Below are 21,208 nucleotides of genomic sequence, written 5' to 3'. Positions count from 1 at the left end.
CAGGCGTTCGGAATAGAGGGATGGGGTAATTCTATTCTTGATTGAATAAGTCAGGAATAGACTCTTCAGAAAGCCGGGAACCTGCATCACCGGGGAGAAGCCCGGAGCGCTTTAATCGGGAAGCCGTCCGATAGCAGCAAAGCGCTTTGTGTCCTTTGCAAACACCAGACCCAGACGAAGGAGCGGACGCCCCGGGCGCTTGAAGCCGTATCGGCACGCTTCAATCTGTGCGAGCGCCATTTCAAGGCGACGAGGCGCCTCTTTTTCCGTTTGCGCCATCTTGAATTCAAGCACCGCATCGGTTTTTCGGGTTTCAAGCTCAAGATCGCTTCGCCCGCTGGGAGAAACGCGCTCAATGCTCGCGTCAAGACCGGCGCCTTCGCAGAAGACCTGCACGATTTGCCGAATAAGTTCCTCGTTCGGATGCTGCATGCCCTGGTAGGAAAGGCGATGGATGAGCTCGTTCAATGATTCAAGAACGTGATCCGGATTGCCGGCTTCAAGCCCGTGGACAAAGCGCCTCGCAATTTGCGAACGCATGAGATCCTGCGGCCAGTAGGCCGTTGAAAGGATTTCAGCAAAGGACTCACGCACTTCCTGATTGGGGTAGCCGAGGACGAGAAGCCCGTTCTCTTTGCCTTTAATGGTCAGGTAGCCGACATTCGTCAGAAGGAGCTTCGGATCGAGTTCGAGGATATGCGCGCAGGATTCAAGTTCCGAGCGCTTCGCGTACTGAGGCTTGTCGAAGGCTTCAAACCTGAGCTCGCCATTTTCCTTCAGAAAATTAATGAGGAGCCGAGGAGATCCGCCGGACTTAACCCAGTATCGTCCGAACTGCTCCTCCGGATAGCGTCTCAGGAAGTTTTGAACGGACCATGGACTGAAGACGTGCTTCGTGGCCGTCGCCTCAAAGCAGTAGCCGTCATAGTGCTCTGCCATTTCCCTGATGAGTTGATCGACCGTCAGACCGAAGTAGAGCGCCGCCTTTTCAAGATACGGCGAGAAATAGCTGCGTATCTCCGCTTCGGTGTAGCCGAGTAGCGTGCCGAAATGTTCGTCAAGAGAAATGTCGACGATGTTGTTGAAGGCGGAAAAAATGGATGCCTGCGGGAACTTCATGATTCCCGTTATGAAGGTGAAGTCGAACTTTCCAGACTGCTTCTTGTTTGCGATGAAAAATCCGGAAATCGTGCTTCGGACGGATTCAAACAATTCCGGTTCATTCAAAGCGGCGGAGAGCGGCGAATCGTATTCATCCACGAGGAGCACCAGACTCACCGGCTCGAGGCGGCTAAGAAACATGCGCCACTTAAGGAGCGGATTGCCTGCCGGGACATTCGGCTCCTCAAAACCCGCTTCTACAATGGCCATCGTGAGGAGTTCATCGAAGGCCTGCAGAAATTCTTCATGGTTTTGAAACACCATGTCTGAAAAATCCAGATGGAGGACTTTTCGCTTCGGTCGCGTCCAAAGTTTTTCGGCCTTGAGACCCTGGCAAGCTGAGGCGCCTTCCGTAAAAAGCGTTTTCAACGTGGAAATGAGTAGTGATTTACCAAAGCGGCGCGGGCGAGAGAGAAAGACGTACTGATCTCGGTTCACAAGATCAACGATCAGATCGGTTTTATCGACATAAATCATTCCCTTCCGAAGCAGTCCGACAAAATCGGCAATGCCTGTGGAAAGAGGATTGGCTGCAGGAACGTTTTCAGTCATAAAACTCGGGAAAAGCGAAGGAATCTGAAGAGACTCCGTTAGTCTACGACAGGCCGTGGAAAACTACGGCCTGTCCTCAGGAAGAAGGAAAACGATAGAAAAAACGAGGACGTCTGCAAAGTGCCGGCGTCCTCAAAATCCCGAGACGGGAGGAAAGAATTTGTTGTCAGCAAAAAACTATGTGTGCGTCACGCAATTCACGCACGACTCCCGATGCCGATGAGGCGTTCGGGATGCGTATAGACGTTGGCGCGCGAGCGCCGGCAGAAGGCAACGAGCGTAATGCCGGCGCGCTTCGCGACGTCAATGGCGAGCGCTGTGGGCGCGGAAACCGCAAAAATGATTTCAACTCCGCACATTGCGGCCTTCTGAACCATTTCATAGGAGGCGCGGGAGCTGATGACGAGGGCGCCGTCGGTCCACCCCCGGCGCGCGCGAAGGCCGAGGAGCTTGTCGAGTGCAACGTGGCGGCCGACGTCTTCGGCGCCGCCCGCAAGGCTTCCGTCCGGATGCACCCAGGCGGCGGCGTGAGTCGACCCGGTGAGCGATCCGAGGGTTTCGACCTTCTGGAGGTATTCGAGCGCCCGGCCGTAATGCTCCATGTCGAAGGTCTGCGTGAAGGGCAGAACCGGCGTCGGCCTCATGGCGTCGTCAAGCGACTCCGTGCCGCAGATGCCGCAGCCCGTACGGCCCGTCATGGAACGGCGGTGCTCCTTCAATTTCCAGAAAGCTTCGGATGAAATCGTGAGATTGACGTTCTTCCCGCCCCGGCAGCCGTCCGTCACCTCGATGTCATGAATGTCCTCGAGCGACCTGACAATGCCTTCGGCGAGCGAAAAGCCCACGGCAAAGTCCTCGAGCATGGTCGGGGTCGTCATCATGACGGCGTGCGAAATGCCGTTGTAGACGAGCGCCACCGGAACTTCCTCAGCCACCCAGTCCGTGTCGGGGCCGGAGGTTGAGCCCGCGATGCGGATGATTTCCGCCGGGCGCGCGCCGAGGGCTTCCTCTTCCTTCGCCCCATCAATTTCAGGGGCGAAAGTGCCGGGAAGAAACGGAATGCTGTCGGTGCCGGTCATGAAGTTCTTCACGATGCTCTCCTTGCCTTCGAAGAGTGTCAGGAAAAGTTTATCCGGAATCGGTCTTTAGTACAGTCCGCGCCCCGGGCCGCGGCCGGCCTGCGTGGCGTCGCCCTGCTTGAACACCTTCTGCGGGACGGTCCCCTGAGTAACGGCGGCTTCATAAGCCTCCTCGAGGCCCGTGAGTACGATCCCTTCAACGTCGGGGTTGAAGGTGAGTTCGTCCCCGCCCGCAAAGAGGGTCGGCATCGCGGCGTGGCAGTTGGTGCAGATGTGAAGGCGGTGCGTGTCGTCGGCTTCATCGCTCACGTAGGAGAGGTCCGACAGGGCTTCATCGCCGCAGCGGGCGCACCGGATGCGCTCGAAGGACCAGGAGGCGCCGCAGGTCGAGCAGTAGAGCTTCTTCACGTTGCCGCGATTCGTAGTGGCGGCAACCGCAGCAATGTCGGGTTCCGACCCGCAGCAGAAGCAGGTCGTTCTGCGGTCGAAGGACGGGGCTCCGGTTTCGGTGCGCGCGAGCGCCTGAGAGGCGTCGCGGGCGAATTTGTCGAGGAAGGCGCGGATCGTCATGCCGAGAACCGGGTAGACCCAGACGGCGGCGAGCGCCTCGTCGATGTTTGCGGTGAGTCTCTCCGCCATCACGAGGGCGTCCTGGGGCGAAAGAGAGGCGGCGTCGACAAAGTCGGCAGAGGCAAAGGGCGTCCAGTCGAAGGCTTCCGCTTCAGCATGAAGCTTTTCATCGAGCTTGAGCGTCCCGAGAAGGACTTTCCCGAGACGTTCGAGCCCGGCCCTGAAGGAATCCGGACGGATGCGGACCAGATCGAGCGAAAGAAGCGTCGCGCCTCCTTTGGCGGCAGCGAGGATTTCCGCTTCAGTGGGTTCGCGCACGATGGTTGAATCTTCGTCCGTGAGGGAATTCGAAAGGGCGGCGGCTTCAAGAAGAAGCGGCCCGAAGATCTCAAGACGCGTGCGAACGTCTTCGTCCTTATAGGCACGGTAGCGCTGAAGGGCTCGTTCGATCGACTTCGAATTCATGATTTTTCCTTTTCGTTTGTATAGGGGTCTTTCCTCGTCCCGGATCCGCTGGGCAATCATAGCCGTCGCGGCCGGAAGCGCCGGGAAGCATTTCTTCCCGTCCTTGCACTCTCTCGGGGGAGTGCGATGAAGTCTCAATGAAAAGGCTTCATCGCACTCCCCGCCCGCTTAGAAGGTTCCGGGGAAAACCTTTTTAGAGCGGGCGGAGCGTGCTTTATGCGGGGCTCCTCAGCGGGAGCCCCGGAAAGTCCGGAGACTTACTTGCCGTCCTTTTCAACGGTGACGTTCTTGCCGCTCGTAAGCTCCTGGTTGGCCCAGTAGCCCCAGTGGTAGAGAGCGTCCGATTCGCTCACCTTGCCGTCGCCGAACATGATGCGGGCCGTGCCCTTGTAGGGCTCGAAGATGCCCGCGCCCAGGTAGATGTGGGCGATGCCGACGATCACCGTGAGAGCGAAGAAGATGTCATGGAGCAGACGCGCCCAGAGGAGAACGTCCGTGCTGAAGGCCACCTTCATGCCGCCGTTCGGAAGAAGCCCCGTGTTGAGCCACAGGATCATGCCGGTGACGGCCATGATGATGCAGAAGAACACGAGCGCGCCGTCAGCGAGACGCTGCGCGGACTTCACGTGGTGCTGCGGGGGCATGTGCACCTTGGACGGGAAGAAGAGGTAGAAGGGGAACTTCATCGCCCAGAGGTAGTCGTCCTTATCCCACTTGCCGAAGATGTCTTCCTTGAAGAGATGCACGCACCCCTTCGGCGAACGGAAGACCGCGTAAAGCGGAATCAGGATGAAGGGGATGGCGATGATGCGGTGCAGCATGCGCATCCAGTGGGTGAATTCGCCGCCCATCACCGAGCCGCCGAGCTCGGGCCAGAAGACGAAGAGGCCGGTCACCGCGAGCAGGATGCAGGTGATGGCGACCACGCCGTGAGTGACGCGCGTCAGAAGCGAGTGACGCTGGATATAACGGGTCATGATCTCTCCTTATTTAGCAGCCTTGCGGATTTCGGCGGCTTCGGCCTCAGCCTTCGCGCGCTGTTCAGGCGTCCAGCTTGCCTTCGCCTCTTCAAGGGTAACCGCCTTTCTGCGGTAGCCGAGGTTGGCGAGGAAGGACACGGCGAGCGCGCCCACGACGGCGGCAGCGCCCACGGCCGTGACGGGCTTCATCACGTCGATCGCGTTGATCACCTTCTTGGGTTCGGGGTTGGTCGGCAGACCGTAGGCTTCGTGACCGAGCGCGCAGACCTGAATGACGTGCAGGCCCCCGCATTCGTTCTCGCCGTAGACCTCAGCCTTAGCGAATCCCTTCTTCTTAAGGAATTCGACGCGGGCATGGGCTTTCTTGAGCATTTCCTCGCGCGGCCCGAAGTCGAGCGCCTCAGGCTGGCAGGTATGCACGCAGGCGGGCTTGCTGCCCTGTTCGAGTCGATCCATGCAGAGCGTGCACTTGTCGATCTTGCCGTCCATCGGACGGAAGCGCGGCACGTCGAAGGGGCAGGCGGCCTGGCAGAAGGTGCAGCCGTTGCACTTGTCGGTGTCGAAGGTCACCACGCCGTTCTCGTTCTTCTGGAGGGCGCCCGAGGAGCACGCCTGAACGCAGCCCGGGTCCGTGCAGTGGTAGCAGGAACGCCGGCCGATGGCCCAGTCGATCGGGTGGTACTTGTTCCCCGAGGGCTTCTCATCAAAGGTCATGATGAGGCGCGTGTCGCCGTTGAGGTCCATCGGGCCCTGGTAGGAGCCGGTGAAGGGATTTGCATTGAGTCCGAGCCGTGCAGGCAGCACGTTCCACTCCTTGCACGCCACCTGGCAGCCGCGGCAGCCGGTGCAGTGCGAGGCGTCGAAGAGCATCGCGACTTCTTTCGTATTTGCCATTTGGTTGTCTCCTGTGGGTCCGGCCGGTTAGTTCGCCTTCTCGATGTTGACGAGGAAGGCCTTGTATTCCGGAATGAAGCTGTTCGGATCGGCCACATTCGGACTCAGGTCGTTGATGTTGTCGCCCGTGGCGAAGGTGCCGGCCCACGAGAAGTGGTGCGGCATGCCGACCACGTGAACCTTCTTGCCGTCGATCGTCATCGGCTTGATGCGGATCGTCACCATCGCGCGGACCTTGACGGAGCCGCGGTTGTTCCAGACGCGAACGACGTCGCCGTTCTTGATGCCCTTTTCCTCTGCAAGTTCAGGCGAAAGCTCGATGAAGTTGCAGCTGATGAGCTCGTTCAGCCACGGGATGCAGCGGGTCTGCGTGCCCGTCTGCCAGTGCTCGGTAACGGAGTAGGTCGTGACCACGTACGGGAACTCTTCCTTCGTGCCGCGCTTCGCCGACTTGTCGTCCGTGAAGAGCGCGCAGGGATTCTGCTCGGCATTGTTGAGGAGGTTCTTCGCAGGCGATTCAAAGGGCTCGAAGTGTTCGGGCAGCGGGCCGTCCGCCATCGGATAGGCGAAGAGGCGGGCGTTCTGCTCCCAGGTCATGAAGAAGGCGTTGTTGTCCGGGCCCTTCGCGGTATTGAAGTCGCCCACGTCGTTCTGGATCCACTTGCCGTCCTTCCATTCGACGAAGACCTTGTCGGGGTTCCAGGGACGGCCCTTCGTGTCGGCCGAAGCGCGGTTGTAGAGCACGCGGCGGTTGGCCGGCCAGGCGAAGGACCACTGCGGGAAGAGGCCGAGCCCGGTCGGGTCGCTCTTCGAGCGGCGGGCAAGAGGCTGCTTCATCGGGTCGAGCTTTTCGGCCTCGTTGTTGTAGTAGCCCGAGTAGATCCACATGCCGCAGGCAGTCGACCCGTCGGCGCCGAGCTTCGCATAGCCCGGGAGGAGCTTGCCGTCGGCGACGGTGTAGCCGTTGATCGCCCAGCAGACGGCGCGGATGTCGTACTTGCCGTCGATCCGGTAGTCCATGTTGGCCTTCAGAATCGGGTCGGGGTAGGCGCCGCCTTCCTTTTCATAGAGTTCGCGGATCTTCGCGAAGAGGCGCTCGATGATTTCAAAGTCGGACTTGCATTCGCCCGGCGGGAGAATGCCCTGCTGACGCCACTGGACCCAGCGGCCGGAGTTCGAGATCGAGCCCGTCTTTTCGTAAATGAGCGCGGCCGGGAGGAAGTAGACCTCGGTCTTCACGTCCTCGGGCTTCATGTCCGGAGCCTTCCAGAAGGAGGCGGTTTCGGTCACGAACCAGTCGGCGCAGACCATCCAGTCGAGGTTGGCCATCGCCTGACGGGCGAACTTGGCGTTCGGCGTCGAGTGAGCCGGATTCATGCCCCAGGCGAAGTAGCCCTTCATTTTGCCGTCGCGCATCATGTGGAAGGTGCCGATCGTCGTCCAGGCCGAGGCCGGGAGCTTCGGACCGATCTTCGGGAGCATGTCGTAGCCGTAGTCGTTCTCAAAAGTCGCGTTCTTGCCGAAGAATTCCTTCAGGAAGGAGACCATGAACTTGGGCTTGTTCGAGTAGTAGCCCGCCGCATAGGCTTCCTTGTGGCAGTAGTCGGCGAGCGTGAGGTGCTTCGGCACCGTCGGCCACTTGAGGTAGCCCGGAAGATCGGGCACCGTGCAGGCGACGTCGGTCGCGCCCTGAACGTTCGGTTCGCCGCGCAGCGCGTTGATGCCGCCGCCCGGGATGCCGACGTTGCCGAGAAGAAGCTGAACCATGCACATCGCGCGGCAGTTCTGCGAGCCGTAGGTGTGCTGCGTCTGGCCGAGCGCGTAGAGGATCGAACCGGCCTTCCCGGGCTTGCCGGTGGAGGCGTAGACCTCCCAGATTCTCTTCATCACGTCGATGTCCATGCCGGTCACGCGCGAAACGAGTTCAGGCGTGTAGCGGGCATAGTGGCGGCGAAGAACGTTGAGGACGCACATTGGGTCCTTCAGCGTCATGTCGCGCTTGAGGACCTCGAGCTCGGGCGGCTCGAACTTCGGCGTGCCGGGCTTGTTCACCCAGGCGTATTCGCCCGTGGGCGAGGTGTCCCACTTCTCGAAGTGGTCGACGTCGTAGCCCCAGGTTTCGTCGGAATACTTCTTCGTCTTCGGATCCCAGCCGGAGAAGAGGCCCGTGTTGGGATCGAACTTGAAGTCCTTCCTCAGGATGCAGGCGGCGTTCGTGTAGTTGAGAACGTATTCCTCCTGGTAGAGGTGGTTCTCAAGAATGTAGTTGATGAGGCCGCCGTAGAAGGCGATGTCGGTGCCCGGACGGATCGGGCTGTAAAGGTCGGCGTTCTTCGCCGAGCGCGTGAAGCGCGGGTCGACGACGATCCATGTCGCGCCCTTGTCCTGAGCGCGTTCAACCCAGCGCGAGGAGAGCGGATGGTTTTCGACGTTGTTCGAGCCGCAGGAGAGAATCACGTCGGAGTTGGCGAAGTCGCACCAGTGCGAGGTCATGGAGCCGCGGCCGAAGGAAGGCGCGAGGCCCGCAACGGTCGACGAGTGGCAGACGCGGGTCTGGTTGTCGATCGCGATCGAACCGAGCGCGCGGGTGAACTTCTGCAGAAGCCAGCATTCTTCGTTGTTGATCTGCGAGCCGCCGAGAACCGCAAAGCCTTCCGTACGGTTGACGGTGATGCCGTCCTCCGTCTTCTGGAAGGTTTCGTCGCGGGTCTTCTTCACATGGCGGGCAATCCCTTCGATCGCTTCGTCCCAGCTGATGCGCTCCCAGTCCTTCTTGCCCGGACGGCGGACCATCGGATAGAGAACGCGGCCAGGGTTGATCTGAGTCTTGCGGTCGGGTGTGACGATGTTGCGCAGACCCCAGAGGGCCGAACCCTTCGGGCAGAGGCCGCCCAGGTTCACCGGATGGTCCGGGTCGCCTTCGATGTTGATGAGTTCGCCGTTTCTGGCCGAAACGATCGTGCCGCAGCCGCCGGAGCAGTAGCAGCAGATGTTGAATGCTTCCTGAACGTTCGCGAGCTTGAAGGGCTTCTTGTGAACGGGGACCGCCATCGCGGCAGTGCTCGCAAGCCCAGCGGCAACCGGTGAGGCGCCGAGCAAAAAGCCGCGCTTCAGAAAACTTCTGCGGGTAACTTCCATGAGTCCTCCTTCTTGGGGAGTTTGATTCTTCACTTTGAATTTCCGGGCTCGTTTTCTTGGAAATATCCTTCTGAGGCCGGAAAGGGTCATTGATCGACGAAAGGCTTTTCAGGGGGATTGCTTCGGAAGAGAAGCGCGCCTGCCGCTGAAAGCTTTAAGAGGGCCGATGGGCACGATTTTCCGCATATGCCGAACAGGAGGAAATCATTCGTGCGGTTAAACCGAACCATCGGAATGCGTAGAGTTCGACGGACGCCATTTACGTCGTTTGCCACCATTTCTACCTTAAAGTAGGTACGTAGAAATAATCTGACGGGTTCCATCGCAGAAAGCATCTGCACTTGCCGATATTCCGCAGATGAATAACGAAACGATGAACTCTCTTTGCAATAAATTCTTAAATTTGATATAAATCAAATAAACATTAAATAGAAAATATCTATCAAACTGGTAAACAAAAACAAAAACCAAGCGAGAGGGTTTACCCGCTGAGGGATTAACCCTGAAAAGTTCGGATGGAGGCTGATGCTTTTGAGACCGAGCGACGAGAGCTCCGGCGGCAGGGCGGACGGCAGTTTGCTATTCTTCTCGGTATCAGGGTTTTCCCGCTAGCTAGTTTCTCCATCCCTTCACATGACCCCCGATGTTTTCCCATGCGCCGCGATGACGCGCCGCAGACTTTTCGCCCTTGCGGGCTGTCTCGGAGTGCCGGCGCTTCCCGCTTCGCTCAAGGCGGCCGAAAGGCCGGACTGCTGCAACTTCTCGTGCGATGTCGCCGTAATCGGCGGCGGGGCCGCCGGGCTTGCCGCGGCCATTGCCGCGCATGAGGCGGGCGCGCGCGTGCTCGTGGTGGAAAAAATGCCGATGGTGGGCGGGAACTCTCTTCTCGCCTGTGAAGCGATGCTCTATGCCGAGGATCCGAAGGATGTCCGCTCGGCGAAGGAGAGGAGCGAAATTGCCCGGGAGCGCGAGACGTTCCTGAAGCAGGTTCTTGCACGCGGGAAGACCGGGCACGAAGAGCTGAGCCGCATCCTGATCGAAGGGTCTCCCGATGCCGTGAAGTGGCTTGAGTCCCTTGGCTGCAACCTCTCGGAGCGCACCGAGGGCTTCGGGCTCGACCATATCTGGGAGTGCCGGCCGTCCAATCAGGTTCCGCTCGGCGTTGAGGTCATGCGGCACCTGCTCTACCGCGCTGAACAGCACAACATTCCGGTTCTCACCCGGATGAGAGCCATGAAGCTTGAGCAGGGCGCGGCGGGCTCCTCGCTCTTCATTCATGCCGAGAGCGCCGACGGCAGGTCCGTACTTGTTGAAGCCCGCGACGTCGTCATCGCGACGGGTGGCTTTGCCGGAAGTCTTGAAGCCGTTTCGAGGCTCTGCCCCAATGCGCCCGTACTCATGACGACGAACGCCGCTTCAGCGACGGGGGACGGCCTGAGGCTCGCCAACAACCTGGGCGCCAAGTTCCTCGACCTCGACTCCGTCGTGATGCAGCCGACGACGCTTCCGCTTTCGGGCGAGATCATTCCGATGGCGCTGAGGCGCGAGGGCGCCATTCTCGTCAATGCGGACGGCAGGAGGTTCGTCAACGAACTCGCCGAACCCGAGGTGATTTCGCAGGCGATGCTCGAGCAGCCGGGCGCGAGCGCCTGGCTCCTTATCGATCGTTCAAGCGCGACGGCGCGGGCCCTGAGGGACGATCTCCTCTCTCCGGTCTACTTCCATTCGGACGATTCCATTCTTGAGCTTTCCGCCACCATTGATGCGGACTTCAGCACGCTCGCGACGACGCTCGACTGCTGCCGCAGAACGCGGTGCCTGCACGACTGCGCGTTCGAGCGCCTGCTCGCGTCGGCTTCCTTCACGATGAAGCCCTTTTATTCGATCAAGGTGCGTCCGGCCTATCACGGCACGCCGGGAGGCATCGCCGTCGACGCCGCTTCGCGCGTGGAATCGAAGACCGGAGGCCTCATCCCGAGGCTTTATGCCGCGGGCGAAGCGACGGGCGGTCTCTGGGGGCGCGAGCGCTTCGACAACCTCGGGCTCTCGGGCGCCATCGTTTTCGGCCGCATCGCCGGCGCCAATGCCGCGAGGAGCGCTTTGTCCGGAAGCACCCGGGCCGGTGCTGAGCCCGCAGTCAAGGCCGGCTGATCTGAAGACGGCTGTCGGATTCCCTGCGTCGCATTCTGCCGCATGAGGCGGCTAGACTTTCGCCTGAATGAATTTTGAATTTCCTTCAGGAACGAAAGCACGCATGTCTCAAAACACCATCCGCGTTCTTCACACATCGGACTGGCATCTCGGCAAAACGCTGGCCGACGTCGACAGAACGGCCGACTACAGAGCATTTCTCAAGTGGCTTCTCGGGATTATTGAAGCCCGGTCCATTGACGTTCTCCTCGTTGCCGGCGACATCTTCGATACGACGATGCCGTCCGCGGACGCGCAGCGCCTCTACTACAGCTTTCTCACGGAAGCGGCGAAGACGAGCCTCAGGCAAATCGTCGTCACTGCCGGGAATCATGATTCGCAGCGCTTTCTGCGCGCTCCACGGGAGCTCCTTTCGGTAGTGAGAACCTTTGTGGCGGGAAGCACCGCTGAAAAAGAGGTCTGCATCGTCCGGGATAAAGACGGTGCGCCCCTTCTCGGCATTGCGGCCGTGCCTTATCTGCGCGAAGGCGACGTGCGTCTTTCTGGAGAAAACGACACCGATGCCGCCCGGGCGGCTGCCTGGGGGCGCGGCATCGGGGAGCACTATGCAAAGGCGCTTGAAGCGCTTAAGACTTCGCTTTCAGGCGCAGACGTCCCGATGATCGCCTCCGGGCATCTCTTTGTGACCGGAGCGAAGGTCGCGGGGCCTGACGAAGGTTCCGACGGAGGCGTCTACGTGGGGAGTCTGAGAAACGTTTCCGCAGCCGTGTTCGGAAGCGCCTGGGACTACGTTGCGCTCGGGCACATTCACCGCGCGCAGAAGGTTTCCGCGGAAATTCCGGTTCGTTATTCGGGGTCGCCCCTGGCGCTCGACATCGGCGGCGCCGGGGACCGGCATGTCGTCGTCGAGCTCGAGTTTGACGGAAGGAATCTCACGGAAACCGAAATCGAAGTGCCGCAGCCGCGCCGGGTGATGCGCATCCGGGGGAACCTGGGCGAACTCATGGCGAAAATTGAGGCTGCCGGGAGCGAATCGCCCGGCGCCATCCTTGAAGCCATTTACGAAGGCGACCCCATGGATGCGGGGATTCTCGTTTCCGAGCTCGGCCGGGCTGCCGGCGAAGCGGGCGTCAACCTTTCTGCCGTGAGGCCGAAGCTTCTCCTCGACGGAACGGGAGACGCCGGACCCGTGAAGAGCCTCGACGACATTTCTCCCGACGGGGTCTTTAAATCCGTACTGGAAGCCAACGCCGTGACGGAAGAGGAGCGCGAGGCCCTTACGCCCCTCTTTCTCGAGGCGCTCGAGCGCGCCGAGATCCTTGAGCGGGAAAAGAAGGCGAAGTTGCGCGAGAAGCTCGCGCAGGGAGAAAAAAGCGCTGAGGAGGACGGGGAATGAAACTGCTGAAGCTCAGAATCGAGAATGTGAATTCGCTGGGCGGCGTGCATGAAATCGACTTTCGCGCGCCGGAATTCCGCGAGAGCGGCATCTTTGCAATCTGCGGGCCCACGGGAAGCGGCAAGACCTCCATCCTCGATGCGGTGACGCTTGCGCTTTACGGCACGACGCCCCGCATGGAGGAGCGCGTTCAGACCGCGAAGAAGGACGACGCCTGCATGGTGCTCACAAAGAACACCGATCAGACAAGCGCTCAGGTGACCTTTGAATCCTTCGGCGCCGTCTATCGTTCGCGCTGGTCGCGGCGCGTGAAGCGCACGGGCAAAATCTCGGGCGACGAGGTGGAGCTTGTCCGCCTCGCGTCGCCCGATGCGGTTGACGGCGAAATCATTGCCGAGCAGAAGAGCGAGTGGAAGCTCGCGCTCGAGCGCATTCTCGGCATGAATCTGAAGGCCTTCACGAGAAGCGCGATGCTCGCCCAGGGGGCTTTTGCGGAGCTCCTTCGCGCCAACAACAGGGATCGTGCGGACATTCTCGAAAAAATTACAGGAACCGAGATCTACACCCTGATCGGCGAGCGCGTCTTCGAGCGCATGACCGAAGAAAAGGACAAGAAGGTGCTCCTTGAGGAGCGTATGAGAAGCGTTGAGGTGCTCTCTGATGAGGACCGCCGCTCGGCCGAGGCTGACCTTCAGAAAACGAAGGCGGAGTCCTTCTCGAAAGCTCTTCAGGAACTGAAGCTCGACATTGCCTGGTCGAAATCCCTCATTGAAGCGCGCTCGAGGAAGGCACGTGCGGATCATGAACTCGGAAGTCTTGAAGCAGAGCGCGAGAAGCTCCGGGGCGAGAGAACGCGCGCGGCCGACGCCAGACGCGCAGCAGAGCCCGCCCAGCTCATCAGCGTCCGGGAGAAGGCGCTTGCGGAGGCATTGCTTCACGGGAAGAATGCCGAAAAGTTCGCCGCAGAGGCCCTCGAAGCCAAAGGTCGAGCTGACGTCCTCGAGAAATCCGTCAGGGAGGCCGAGGCGGCCGAAAAGCATGCCGGCGACCGGCTTCAGAATGCAGAGCCGGAACTCGATCAGATCGAAGCGATGGATAAATCGATCGAAGTTCTCGAGCTTCGCAGTGATGAGGCTCTGAAGCGCATGAAGGATGCCGAGAGGAGGCTTGCGCTATCCGAAAGGGAAGCCGGGGCGCTCGGGGAAGCAGAAGGAAAAGCGAAGGAGGAAGAAGAGAAGCTTCTCGCGGAAATGAAGACGCGCGCGCCGGATGAGCCGCTTGTGACGGAGGCCCCGCTTTTAGCTGAACAGGCCAAGGAGGCGCAGAAGCTTTCTCTCGAGCTCGAGCGGGATCGGGAAGATCTGGCGGCGCTCGATAAAGAACTGAAGAAATATTCTCTCGCGCGCGAAAGGAAGCGCGAGGATGCGGATCGTGAGGAAAAGGCTCTCGAAGTGCTCCGGGGCGAGGTCGCTCAGGCGCAAAGAGAGGCGGGGATTGCATTTTCAGGAAATGCCCTCTCGCAGAAAATCGCTGAAACCAGGGAACTCACGGGCAAGCTCTGGGCGAAGGACTGGCTTCTTGAAACCGATGCGCTCCTCGGATTCGCGCCCGGCATGCCGCCCGAGGCCCTGAAGGTTCTCGAAGCCCGCAGGCTGAAGCTCCGTCGCGAATGGGGAAGCCTCGAAAAGGAAAGCAGAGAGGAGATTGAAGCTCGTCTCAACGGCGTCGAAGAGTGGTCTCTTGAGGCGGGAGCCGTGCAGGAGGCGCTTGAAGACCTTCAGAAGCGGGAAAAGGAAAAAGAAGCAGAGGTTCAGAAGGCGAACCGCGCCGCCATGCTGGCTGATGATGTCTTTGCGCAGAAATCTGCTGATGTCCGAGCAAAGAATGAACTCCTCGCGGCAAAAGAAAATGACGCCGCCGGCAGGTTTGATGCGCTTCAAACGCGAATGGCGGCTTACATGCCGGAAGGCTGGCGGATGACGGATGCCCTCGCGGAAGCCGGATTGCTGCTCGAGCGCGCCGAGGCCGTCCGCGAAGCGCATGAGTCGCTGCAGCGCGCCCGGGTGCAGGCCGCGTCGGCCTCTGCCCGGAGAATTGAGGCGGATAAAAAGACGGCAGAGCTCGCGCTCGACCGGAAGGAAGCCCGGACCCTTTTCGAAGAGGCTTCAGAACGCCTCAATCAGCAGCGCGCGGAAAGAAAGGATCGCTTCGGCGAGCGCAATCCGAAAGCGGAAAGAGAGGCCCTTCAGACGAAGCTCTCGGAATGCATCCGGATGACGCGAAAGGCGGGCGCGCTTCATCAGGAGGCGGTTCAATACCTTCAGGCGGCAGCGATCAAGCGAGAAGCCGAGGAAAAGGCCCGCAAGGAATACGAGGATGCTGCGGCGGACGCAGCGGCAGCGCTCGGGGAAGCGCTTCAGAAAGCGGGCTTTGCGAACGAAATGGAAGTGAAGAGCGCATTCCTTCCGCGGGAAGAGATTGAGGCGCTTGAAGCCGGGATCCGGGCGCACGACCTTCGCTGGGCCGGAGCTCAAAAGGAAGCTCAGAACGCGCGCGAAGCTGAGGAGAAGCTCCTCGAATCGCCCCGCAGGGATTCTCCTCTTGAGGAGCTTCTAGCCGAAGAAGCTGACGCAGACGGGAAGATGAAGGCGGCGCTTGAGCTTAAGGGAAGCCTCGAAGCGCGGCTTCATGCGGACGATGATGCAAGATCGAAAGCAAGGGACGCCGCCGAAGCGCTCGGGAAGGCCGAGAAAACGGTGCTTCTCTGGACGCGTCTCAATGCGCTCATCGGCAGCAAGGACGGCGCCCGCTTCCGGCAGGCAGCCCAGAAGCTCACCTTCGAACTTCTTCTTCATGAAGCAAATTTGATTCTGAGGCAGATGCAGAGCCGCTACGAACTCATCGCCAGGGGCGAGAACGGGCTTGATCTTGCAGTGAGGGACCTTGAGCTTGCGGGCATTGAGCGAACGTCCTTCAATCTTTCGGGCGGCGAAACCTTCATGGTGTCGCTTGCGCTCGCACTGTCGCTCTCGCGCATCAGCACGAACCGGATGCGCGTCGATACGCTCTTCCTCGATGAAGGCTTCGGGTCGCTCGACCCGGTATCGCTCTCGAAGGCTCTGAATGCGCTCGAGATGCTGCAGCAGACATCTGGAAAGCTCATCGGCCTCATCAGCCACGTGCCGGCGGTTCGCGAGCGCGTGGGCGTGCAAATCACCGTGAAGCCGAGAGGCTCATCGGGCCTGAGCGATATTTCCGGACCGGGCGTGAGAAGGCTCGAGCGGGATTGACGCAGGAATGAAAAACGCCTCGCGGAATTCGATTTTCTCCGCGAGGCGTTTTGAACTTCAGGCACCTGAAAAGGCCGGGCGCCTTAATGGCGCTTCTCTTCGCCGATCAGATGGGTGCTGTCGAATTCCTTCTGGTTGCGCATGTGCTTCACGATAACGAGCGCCATGGAGACCATGACGAAGGCGCCGAAAAGAAGCATCGTCATCGGCACCGAGAGATCGGCCTTGATGAGGAGCGCATAGACGCCGAGCATCACGAGAATGGAGAGGTTTTCGTTGAAGTTCTGCACGGCAATCGAGCGGCCGGCGCTCATGAGCACGTGGCCGCGGTGCTGCAGAAGCGCATTCATGGGAACGACGAAATAGCCCGCGCAGATGCCGACGGCAATCATGCCCGCTGCGGCAATGAGGGTCGCCCAGGAGAGGGAGAAGCCGAAGAGCGAGAGTCCGCCCGCCGGCGCCCAGTCGCGCGTGTAGAAGGCCATGATGGTGACGAGAATGCCCATGCAGATCCCCATCGGGAGCACCTTGAGGGAGCTCTTGAGCGGAACGCGCGCGGCGGCAAGCACGGCGCCCACGGCAATGCCGAGGCTCACCACGGCCTGCATGATGGCGCCTTCGGAAAGGTTCATGCCGAGAGCGTGCTCGCACCACTTGAGAACGAGGAACTGCAGCACGGCGCCGGCGCCCCAGAAAAGCGTCGTGACGGAGAGCGAAATCTGTCCGAGACGGTCGTGCCAGAGAAGCGAGCAGCTTCTGAGGAACCCCTTGATCGAATCGTACGGATCAAACTTCTGCTTCGGGTAGCGCGCGCCCGTATCCGGGATGGCGAGGTTGACGAGCGCAGCGGCAATGTAGACGAAGGTGATCGCAAAAATGGCGCCTTCCGCAAAGCTCGCGAGACCGATCGCATTGAGGTGGAAGATGGAAAGAATCGGCTGCGCCACTTCCGGGCGGATAAGGACCCCGCCAAGCACCACGCCGAGGATGATGGAGCCGACGGTCAGGCCCTCAATCCAGCCGTTCGCAACGACAAGCTTCTCCGCGGGAAGAAGCTCCGTAAGGATGCCGTACTTGGCCGGAGAGTAGGCGGCGGCGCCGATGCCGACAATTGCGTAGGCGAGGAGCGGATGTCCGCCGAAGAGCATCAGGAGGCACCCCACCGCCTTCAGGGCGTTCGTGAGGAACATGACGCGGCCCTTGGGCATCGAGTCGGCGAAGATGCCGACCCAGGCTGCGAGAAGGACGTAGCTCACAACGAAAAAGAGCTTGAGGAGCGGCGTCTGCCAGTCGGGCGCGCCCAGGCTCGTGAGGAGCGCAATGGCAGCAATGAGAAGCGCATTGTCCGCAAGCGAGGACAGAAACTGCGCCGCCATGATGGTGTAAAAGCCGCGATTCATTGAAAAGCCCAGCAATTATTGAATCGGGAGAGTCTAACAAACGTTGACTCCCGTCGTCTTGGGAAGCCATTTTGAGCGCTTCCCCTCCGGGCGTGCGGCGGCCATTACAGATCGTTGCGAAAGAGAAAAAGGCGAACTGAGCGGCAAGGTGCGAAAATTTCCCTTTCGTTCTCATTTCCCCGGAGCTTCATAAAGCCGTGCCGCGCCCAATATTTGCTGAAATTGATCTCCATGCCCTTCGCCACAATCTGAGCGTGATGCGAAGCAAGGCCGAGGGCCGCACGCTCTGGGCCGTCGTGAAGGCGAATGCTTACGGCCACGGGCTCGAAAATGCCGTGACGGCCTTTGCCGATGCGGACGGTCTCGCCACCATCGACCTCTGCGATGCCGAGCTTGCCCGCCGCTGCCGCTGGCAGAAGAGAATTCTTCTCCTTGAAGGCTTTTTCGACGCCACCGACATTGAGCGGCTCGAGTCGCTCAAGGTCGAGACCGTCATTCATTCCTTCTGGCAGATCGACCTCCTCAGAAAGGCGGGCGTGAAGGATGTGCGCTGCCACATCAAGGTGAATTCCGGCATGAACCGGCTGGGGTTTCTCCCGGTGGAGGTGAATGCCGTCTACGACGAGCTCACGTCCATTCCGGGCGTGCGCGTGATGGATGTGGTCACGCATTTTGCGAATGCCGAACCCACCTATTTCGGCGACCGCCCGGCTACGGTCGAGAAGCAGCTCGCCCGCATGGGCAGGCTCGCGCGCGGAGGTGCGGCAGCCTGCATGGCGAATTCCGCCGCCATTCTCTTCCACCCGGAGGTGGGAGGCGAGGCGGTGCGCGCGGGCGTAGCGCTCTACGGCGTCAGCCCCGACAGCCATATTTCCTCTGAAGAGCTCGGAATCATCCCGGCAATGACGCTTGCCGCGAAGATCATCGCGATTCAGGAAATTCCAGCGGACGAAGCCGTGGGGTACGGATCGCGCTGGATTGCCAAACGCCATTCCCGCATCGCGGTGGTGGCCTGCGGGTACGCGGACGGCTATCCCCGCTCCATGCCGGACGGCTCGCCCGTCTGGGTTGAGGGTCAGATTGCGCCCTTGACGGGGTCGGTCTCAATGGACATGCTCGAAATCGACATTACCGACATCCCGGCAGCACAGCTCGGGAGCCGGGTCGAGCTCTGGGGGCGGCACCTTCCCGTCAATCGCGTTGCGGCCTGCTGCGGCACGATCGGGTATGAACTCATCTGCGCGCTCGCGCGCCGCGTGCCGATCGTACTGAGAGAGGATGCCTGATGGCGAAGCGCGATAAGGTTGAGTTTGTCTGCTCCGAATGCGGCGGTACGACCGTCAAGTGGCAGGGCCAGTGCCCGCATTGCCGCGCATGGAATACGCTTCAGGAATTCAAGGTTCCGACGGGTGCGGCCGGGCGCTATGGTACGGATAAGCGCGCGGGCCGGGGCTTCGTTGATACGACCGGGGCGCTGCAGGATCTTGCCGACGTCACGGCCGAAGAGGCCCCCCGCGTCGTTACAGGGCTCTCGGAATTCGACCGCGTGATGGGCGGCGGCCTCGTCCGGGGCGGCGTTTCTCTCATCGGCGGCGACCCCGGGATCGGCAAATCCACACTGCTTCTGCAGGTCATGGCTCGGCTTGTTGCGGGCGGGGTCAGATGCGTCTACGTTTCGGGCGAAGAGAGCGCCGGTCAGATTGCGCTTCGCGCCCAGCGCCTCCAGCTTCCGCTTCAGGGGCTGCAGCTCATGAGCGAGATTGAGCTCGAGCACATCGAAGCGGTGATTACGGAGAAGAAGCCCGAATTCGTCGTGATCGACTCGATTCAGACGCTTTTTTCGGGTGCGCTCGACAGCGCTCCGGGATCGGTTTCTCAGGTGCGCGAATGCGCGGCAAGGCTCACCCGCATCGCGAAGACCACCGGCGCCACGCTCTTTTTCGTGGGGCACGTCACGAAGGACGGCGCATTGGCCGGCCCCCGCATTCTCGAGCACATCGTCGATACGGTGCTTTACTTTGAGGGCGACACCCATTCGAACTTCCGTCTCGTGCGGGCATTCAAGAATCGCTTCGGCGCCGTGAACGAACTCGGCGTCTTCGCGATGACGGATCATGGACTGAGGGGCGTAACGAACCCTTCGGCGATTTTCCTTTCGGAATACAAGTCGAACATTCCCGGCTCCACCGTTCTCGTCACTCAGGAAGGCACCCGGCCGCTCCTCGTGGAAATTCAGGCGCTCGTCGACGAAACGCATTCGCCGGCGCCGCGCCGTCTCGCCGTCGGCGTCGACAACCAGAGACTGGCGATGCTTCTTGCCGTTCTTCACCGGCACGCGGGCGTGGCGCTCTTTGATCAGGACGTATTCGTCAATGCCGTGGGCGGCGTGAAGATCTCTGAAACCGCAGTGGACCTTCCCGTGCTTGCGGCGATCTGCTCGAGCTGGCGCGACAAGCCCCTCGAGCGCGGCCTCGTCATCTTCGGCGAAGTCGGGCTCGCAGGCGAAATACGTCCGGCGCCGAGAGGTCAGGAGCGGTTGAGAGAAGCCGCGAAGCTCGGATTTTCAAAGGCGCTCATTCCGCGCGCCAATGCGCCCAAGCAGCCGATTGAAGGGCTCGAGGTTATTGCGGTCGACCGTCTTTCGGATGCGCTGGCGGCAATTTTTCCGTAGCGCATGGGCAAAAGCCTCACTCCGAAAGATGGAGGCCGGCCTGCCGTTCCTTTTCGTACAATAGACAAGTTTTTTAGTTCGAGTTCTCGCTGCTTCAGAGAAGCTTCGGGAACTCTGATATTTCAGGACAGTATTTCCATGACGACGCTTACCAAGCTTCTTCCCGCGCAGGCTGCTCCCGCGCAGGCTCTCCTTGACAAGGCTCATCCGCTTCCCCTCACCTCCGCTCAGCGCGCGGAGCTCCCGCAGACCATCCATACCCCGACGGGCGATGTGACGGTGGGCGTGGCTGCTGCTGATCTTCGTCCGCTTGAGGTCGATGATCTCTTCGTTGATGAAACCGGTGCTTTCTGGGCTGTTCGTCCGGCCGTTGAGAAGGTGCTCCACGTCACGGGCGACCTCAACGTTCTCCGCGAAGCAGCAGGCGCGCTCATCAACCGCGGCGTTCGTCTGGCTCAGATTGACGAAGGCTTCTCCGTCCTTCCGCTCCCCAACCTCGCCAAGATGCTTCAGATGGTGGGTCTCGAAGTGACGGAAGCCGAGGAACCCTTTGATCCGATTCAGTTCCGCGAACCTGCAGGCGGGTGCGGCTGTGGATGCGGCGGACATCACCACCACCATGATGAAGATGAGTGCGGCTGCGGCTGCGGTCACCACCATCACCACGAGGAAGGCGAATGCGGTTGCGGCGGTCATCACCACCATCACGGCGAAGGCGAATGCTGCTGCGGCGGGCATGACCATGATCACGAGGAATGCGGTTGCGGCGGCCACCATCACCACGAGGAAGGTGAATGCGGCTGCGGCGGACATCATCACCATCATGACGAAGGCGAGTGCTGCTGCGGTCACGACCACGATCACGATCACGAAGAAAAGAAGGGCTGCTGTTGCGGCCACGACCACGAGGCGAAGCATTAACTGCTTTTGACCGCAGGCGGAAGCGGGAGGAAACAACTCCCGCCGGCGTTTGCACCGGGTCGGATGACACAAAAAAAAGCCTCTGCTTTCGGGTCAGAGGCTTTTTTGTCCTAAAAGTCGTCGAAAGCCCTCACGAAAGCTCTTTAGAAATGAGTTTTCCAATAAAAATTCCGTGAAACTCACGGACTTTTTTGTTGACTTCAATAGTGTACGTATGATATAATATAGAAACATTATTGGAGTAAATCATGGGACGCCCTCTCACCGGAAAAACGCATGTTGGTATTCGTCGTGAAACCCGCCCGAATGGCGATGTTTACGTGTATGAACGAGTTACCGGCTACGACGCCAAGACGCAGAAAACCAAGACGATCTCTACCCGACTTCTTGGAAAAATTCTTGCCGGAACAACCGAAATGATCCCGACCCGCCCCAAAAAATCGCGTTCTGAGGTTGTGAAGCCTCCTGTTGATGCTGTTCGCACGCATGTCGGACTACAGAGAATTCTCGAATGGGCCGGAAAGGAATCGGGCATCGATG

13 protein-coding genes and 1 pseudogene are annotated in these 21,208 nt (G+C 60.2%); 7 read left to right on the top strand and 7 right to left on the bottom strand.

Annotation, left to right across the window (positions count from 1 at the left end; all coding sequences use genetic code 11):
* Nucleotides 1-111 precede the first annotated feature (111 nt).
* The 6 genes from GBM95_RS05110 to GBM95_RS05085 form a co-directional block, all read right to left on the bottom strand.
* Nucleotides 112-1,713, bottom strand: coding sequence for an AAA family ATPase (locus tag GBM95_RS05110; RefSeq protein ID WP_152158103.1), 1,602 nt, complete (start codon nt 1,711-1,713; stop codon nt 112-114).
* Between the two features lie 197 nt (nt 1,714-1,910).
* Nucleotides 1,911-2,804 (bottom strand): formate dehydrogenase accessory sulfurtransferase FdhD, encoded by an 894-nt coding sequence (gene fdhD / locus GBM95_RS05105; protein WP_226963164.1) that lies wholly within the window; start codon nt 2,802-2,804, stop codon nt 1,911-1,913.
* Between the two features lie 54 nt (nt 2,805-2,858).
* Nucleotides 2,859-3,827, bottom strand: coding sequence for a formate dehydrogenase accessory protein FdhE (locus GBM95_RS05100; RefSeq protein WP_152158102.1), 969 nt, complete (start codon nt 3,825-3,827; stop codon nt 2,859-2,861).
* A gap of 257 nt (nt 3,828-4,084) precedes the next feature.
* Nucleotides 4,085-4,804, bottom strand: a complete 720-nt coding sequence (locus tag GBM95_RS05095; RefSeq protein ID WP_152158101.1) for a cytochrome b/b6 domain-containing protein — start codon at nt 4,802-4,804, stop codon at nt 4,085-4,087.
* Nucleotides 4,805-4,813: 9 nt separating this feature from the next.
* The gene (locus GBM95_RS05090) at nt 4,814-5,701 is read right to left on the bottom strand and encodes a 4Fe-4S dicluster domain-containing protein (protein ID WP_152158100.1); all 888 of its coding nucleotides are present in this window, start codon (nt 5,699-5,701) and stop codon (nt 4,814-4,816) included.
* A gap of 27 nt (nt 5,702-5,728) precedes the next feature.
* Complete coding sequence (locus GBM95_RS05085; protein ID WP_152158099.1) at nt 5,729-8,839, bottom strand: molybdopterin-dependent oxidoreductase; 3,111 nt, start codon at nt 8,837-8,839, stop codon at nt 5,729-5,731.
* A 633-nt stretch (nt 8,840-9,472) separates the two neighbouring features.
* On the opposite strand from GBM95_RS05085, the gene GBM95_RS05080 reads away from it, so the two are divergent.
* The 3 genes from GBM95_RS05080 to GBM95_RS05070 all read left to right on the top strand — a co-directional run bounded on the left by GBM95_RS05080 (nt 9,473) and on the right by GBM95_RS05070 (nt 15,676).
* Nucleotides 9,473-10,990: an FAD-dependent oxidoreductase gene (locus GBM95_RS05080; protein WP_152158098.1), complete on the top strand. Its 1,518-nt coding sequence runs from the start codon at nt 9,473-9,475 to the stop codon at nt 10,988-10,990.
* Between the two features lie 103 nt (nt 10,991-11,093).
* A complete protein-coding gene (sbcD, locus tag GBM95_RS05075; protein ID WP_193222580.1) occupies nt 11,094-12,386 on the top strand; it encodes an exonuclease subunit SbcD in 1,293 nt (430 codons plus the stop codon).
* Nucleotides 12,383-15,676 carry an AAA family ATPase gene (locus GBM95_RS05070; protein WP_152158096.1) on the top strand — a complete coding sequence of 1,098 codons (3,294 nt, stop codon included), beginning with the start codon at nt 12,383-12,385 and terminating at the stop codon, nt 15,674-15,676. Before sbcD ends, GBM95_RS05070 begins: the two co-directional genes overlap by 4 nt.
* An 83-nt stretch (nt 15,677-15,759) precedes the next feature.
* Here the strand turns inward: GBM95_RS05070 and lplT are convergent, their stop codons facing one another.
* Nucleotides 15,760-17,076 carry a lysophospholipid transporter LplT gene (gene lplT / locus GBM95_RS05065; protein ID WP_152158095.1) on the bottom strand — a complete coding sequence of 439 codons (1,317 nt, stop codon included), beginning with the start codon at nt 17,074-17,076 and terminating at the stop codon, nt 15,760-15,762.
* A gap of 197 nt (nt 17,077-17,273) precedes the next feature.
* Between lplT and alr the strand changes: the two genes are divergently transcribed.
* The 4 genes and pseudogenes from alr to GBM95_RS05045 form a co-directional block, all read left to right on the top strand.
* Nucleotides 17,274-18,362 carry an alanine racemase gene (alr, locus tag GBM95_RS05060; RefSeq protein ID WP_152158094.1) on the top strand — a complete coding sequence of 363 codons (1,089 nt, stop codon included), beginning with the start codon at nt 17,274-17,276 and terminating at the stop codon, nt 18,360-18,362.
* A complete protein-coding gene (radA, locus tag GBM95_RS05055; protein WP_152158093.1) occupies nt 18,362-19,747 on the top strand; it encodes a DNA repair protein RadA in 1,386 nt (461 codons plus the stop codon). Before alr ends, radA begins: the two co-directional genes overlap by 1 nt.
* 138 nt (nt 19,748-19,885) lie before the next feature.
* On the top strand, nt 19,886-20,668 hold the full coding sequence (locus GBM95_RS05050; protein WP_152158092.1) for an urease accessory protein UreE: 783 nt from the start codon (nt 19,886-19,888) through the stop codon (nt 20,666-20,668).
* Nucleotides 20,669-20,916: 248 nt separating this feature from the next.
* A pseudogene (locus GBM95_RS05045) lies at nt 20,917-21,208 on the top strand (IS1634 family transposase); the annotation flags it as partial.

This window comes from Sutterella seckii (assembly GCF_009183815.1).
GTDB lineage: Bacteria > Pseudomonadota > Gammaproteobacteria > Burkholderiales > Burkholderiaceae_F > Sutterella > Sutterella seckii.
This window is presented reverse-complemented; position numbering and strand designations above follow the sequence as displayed.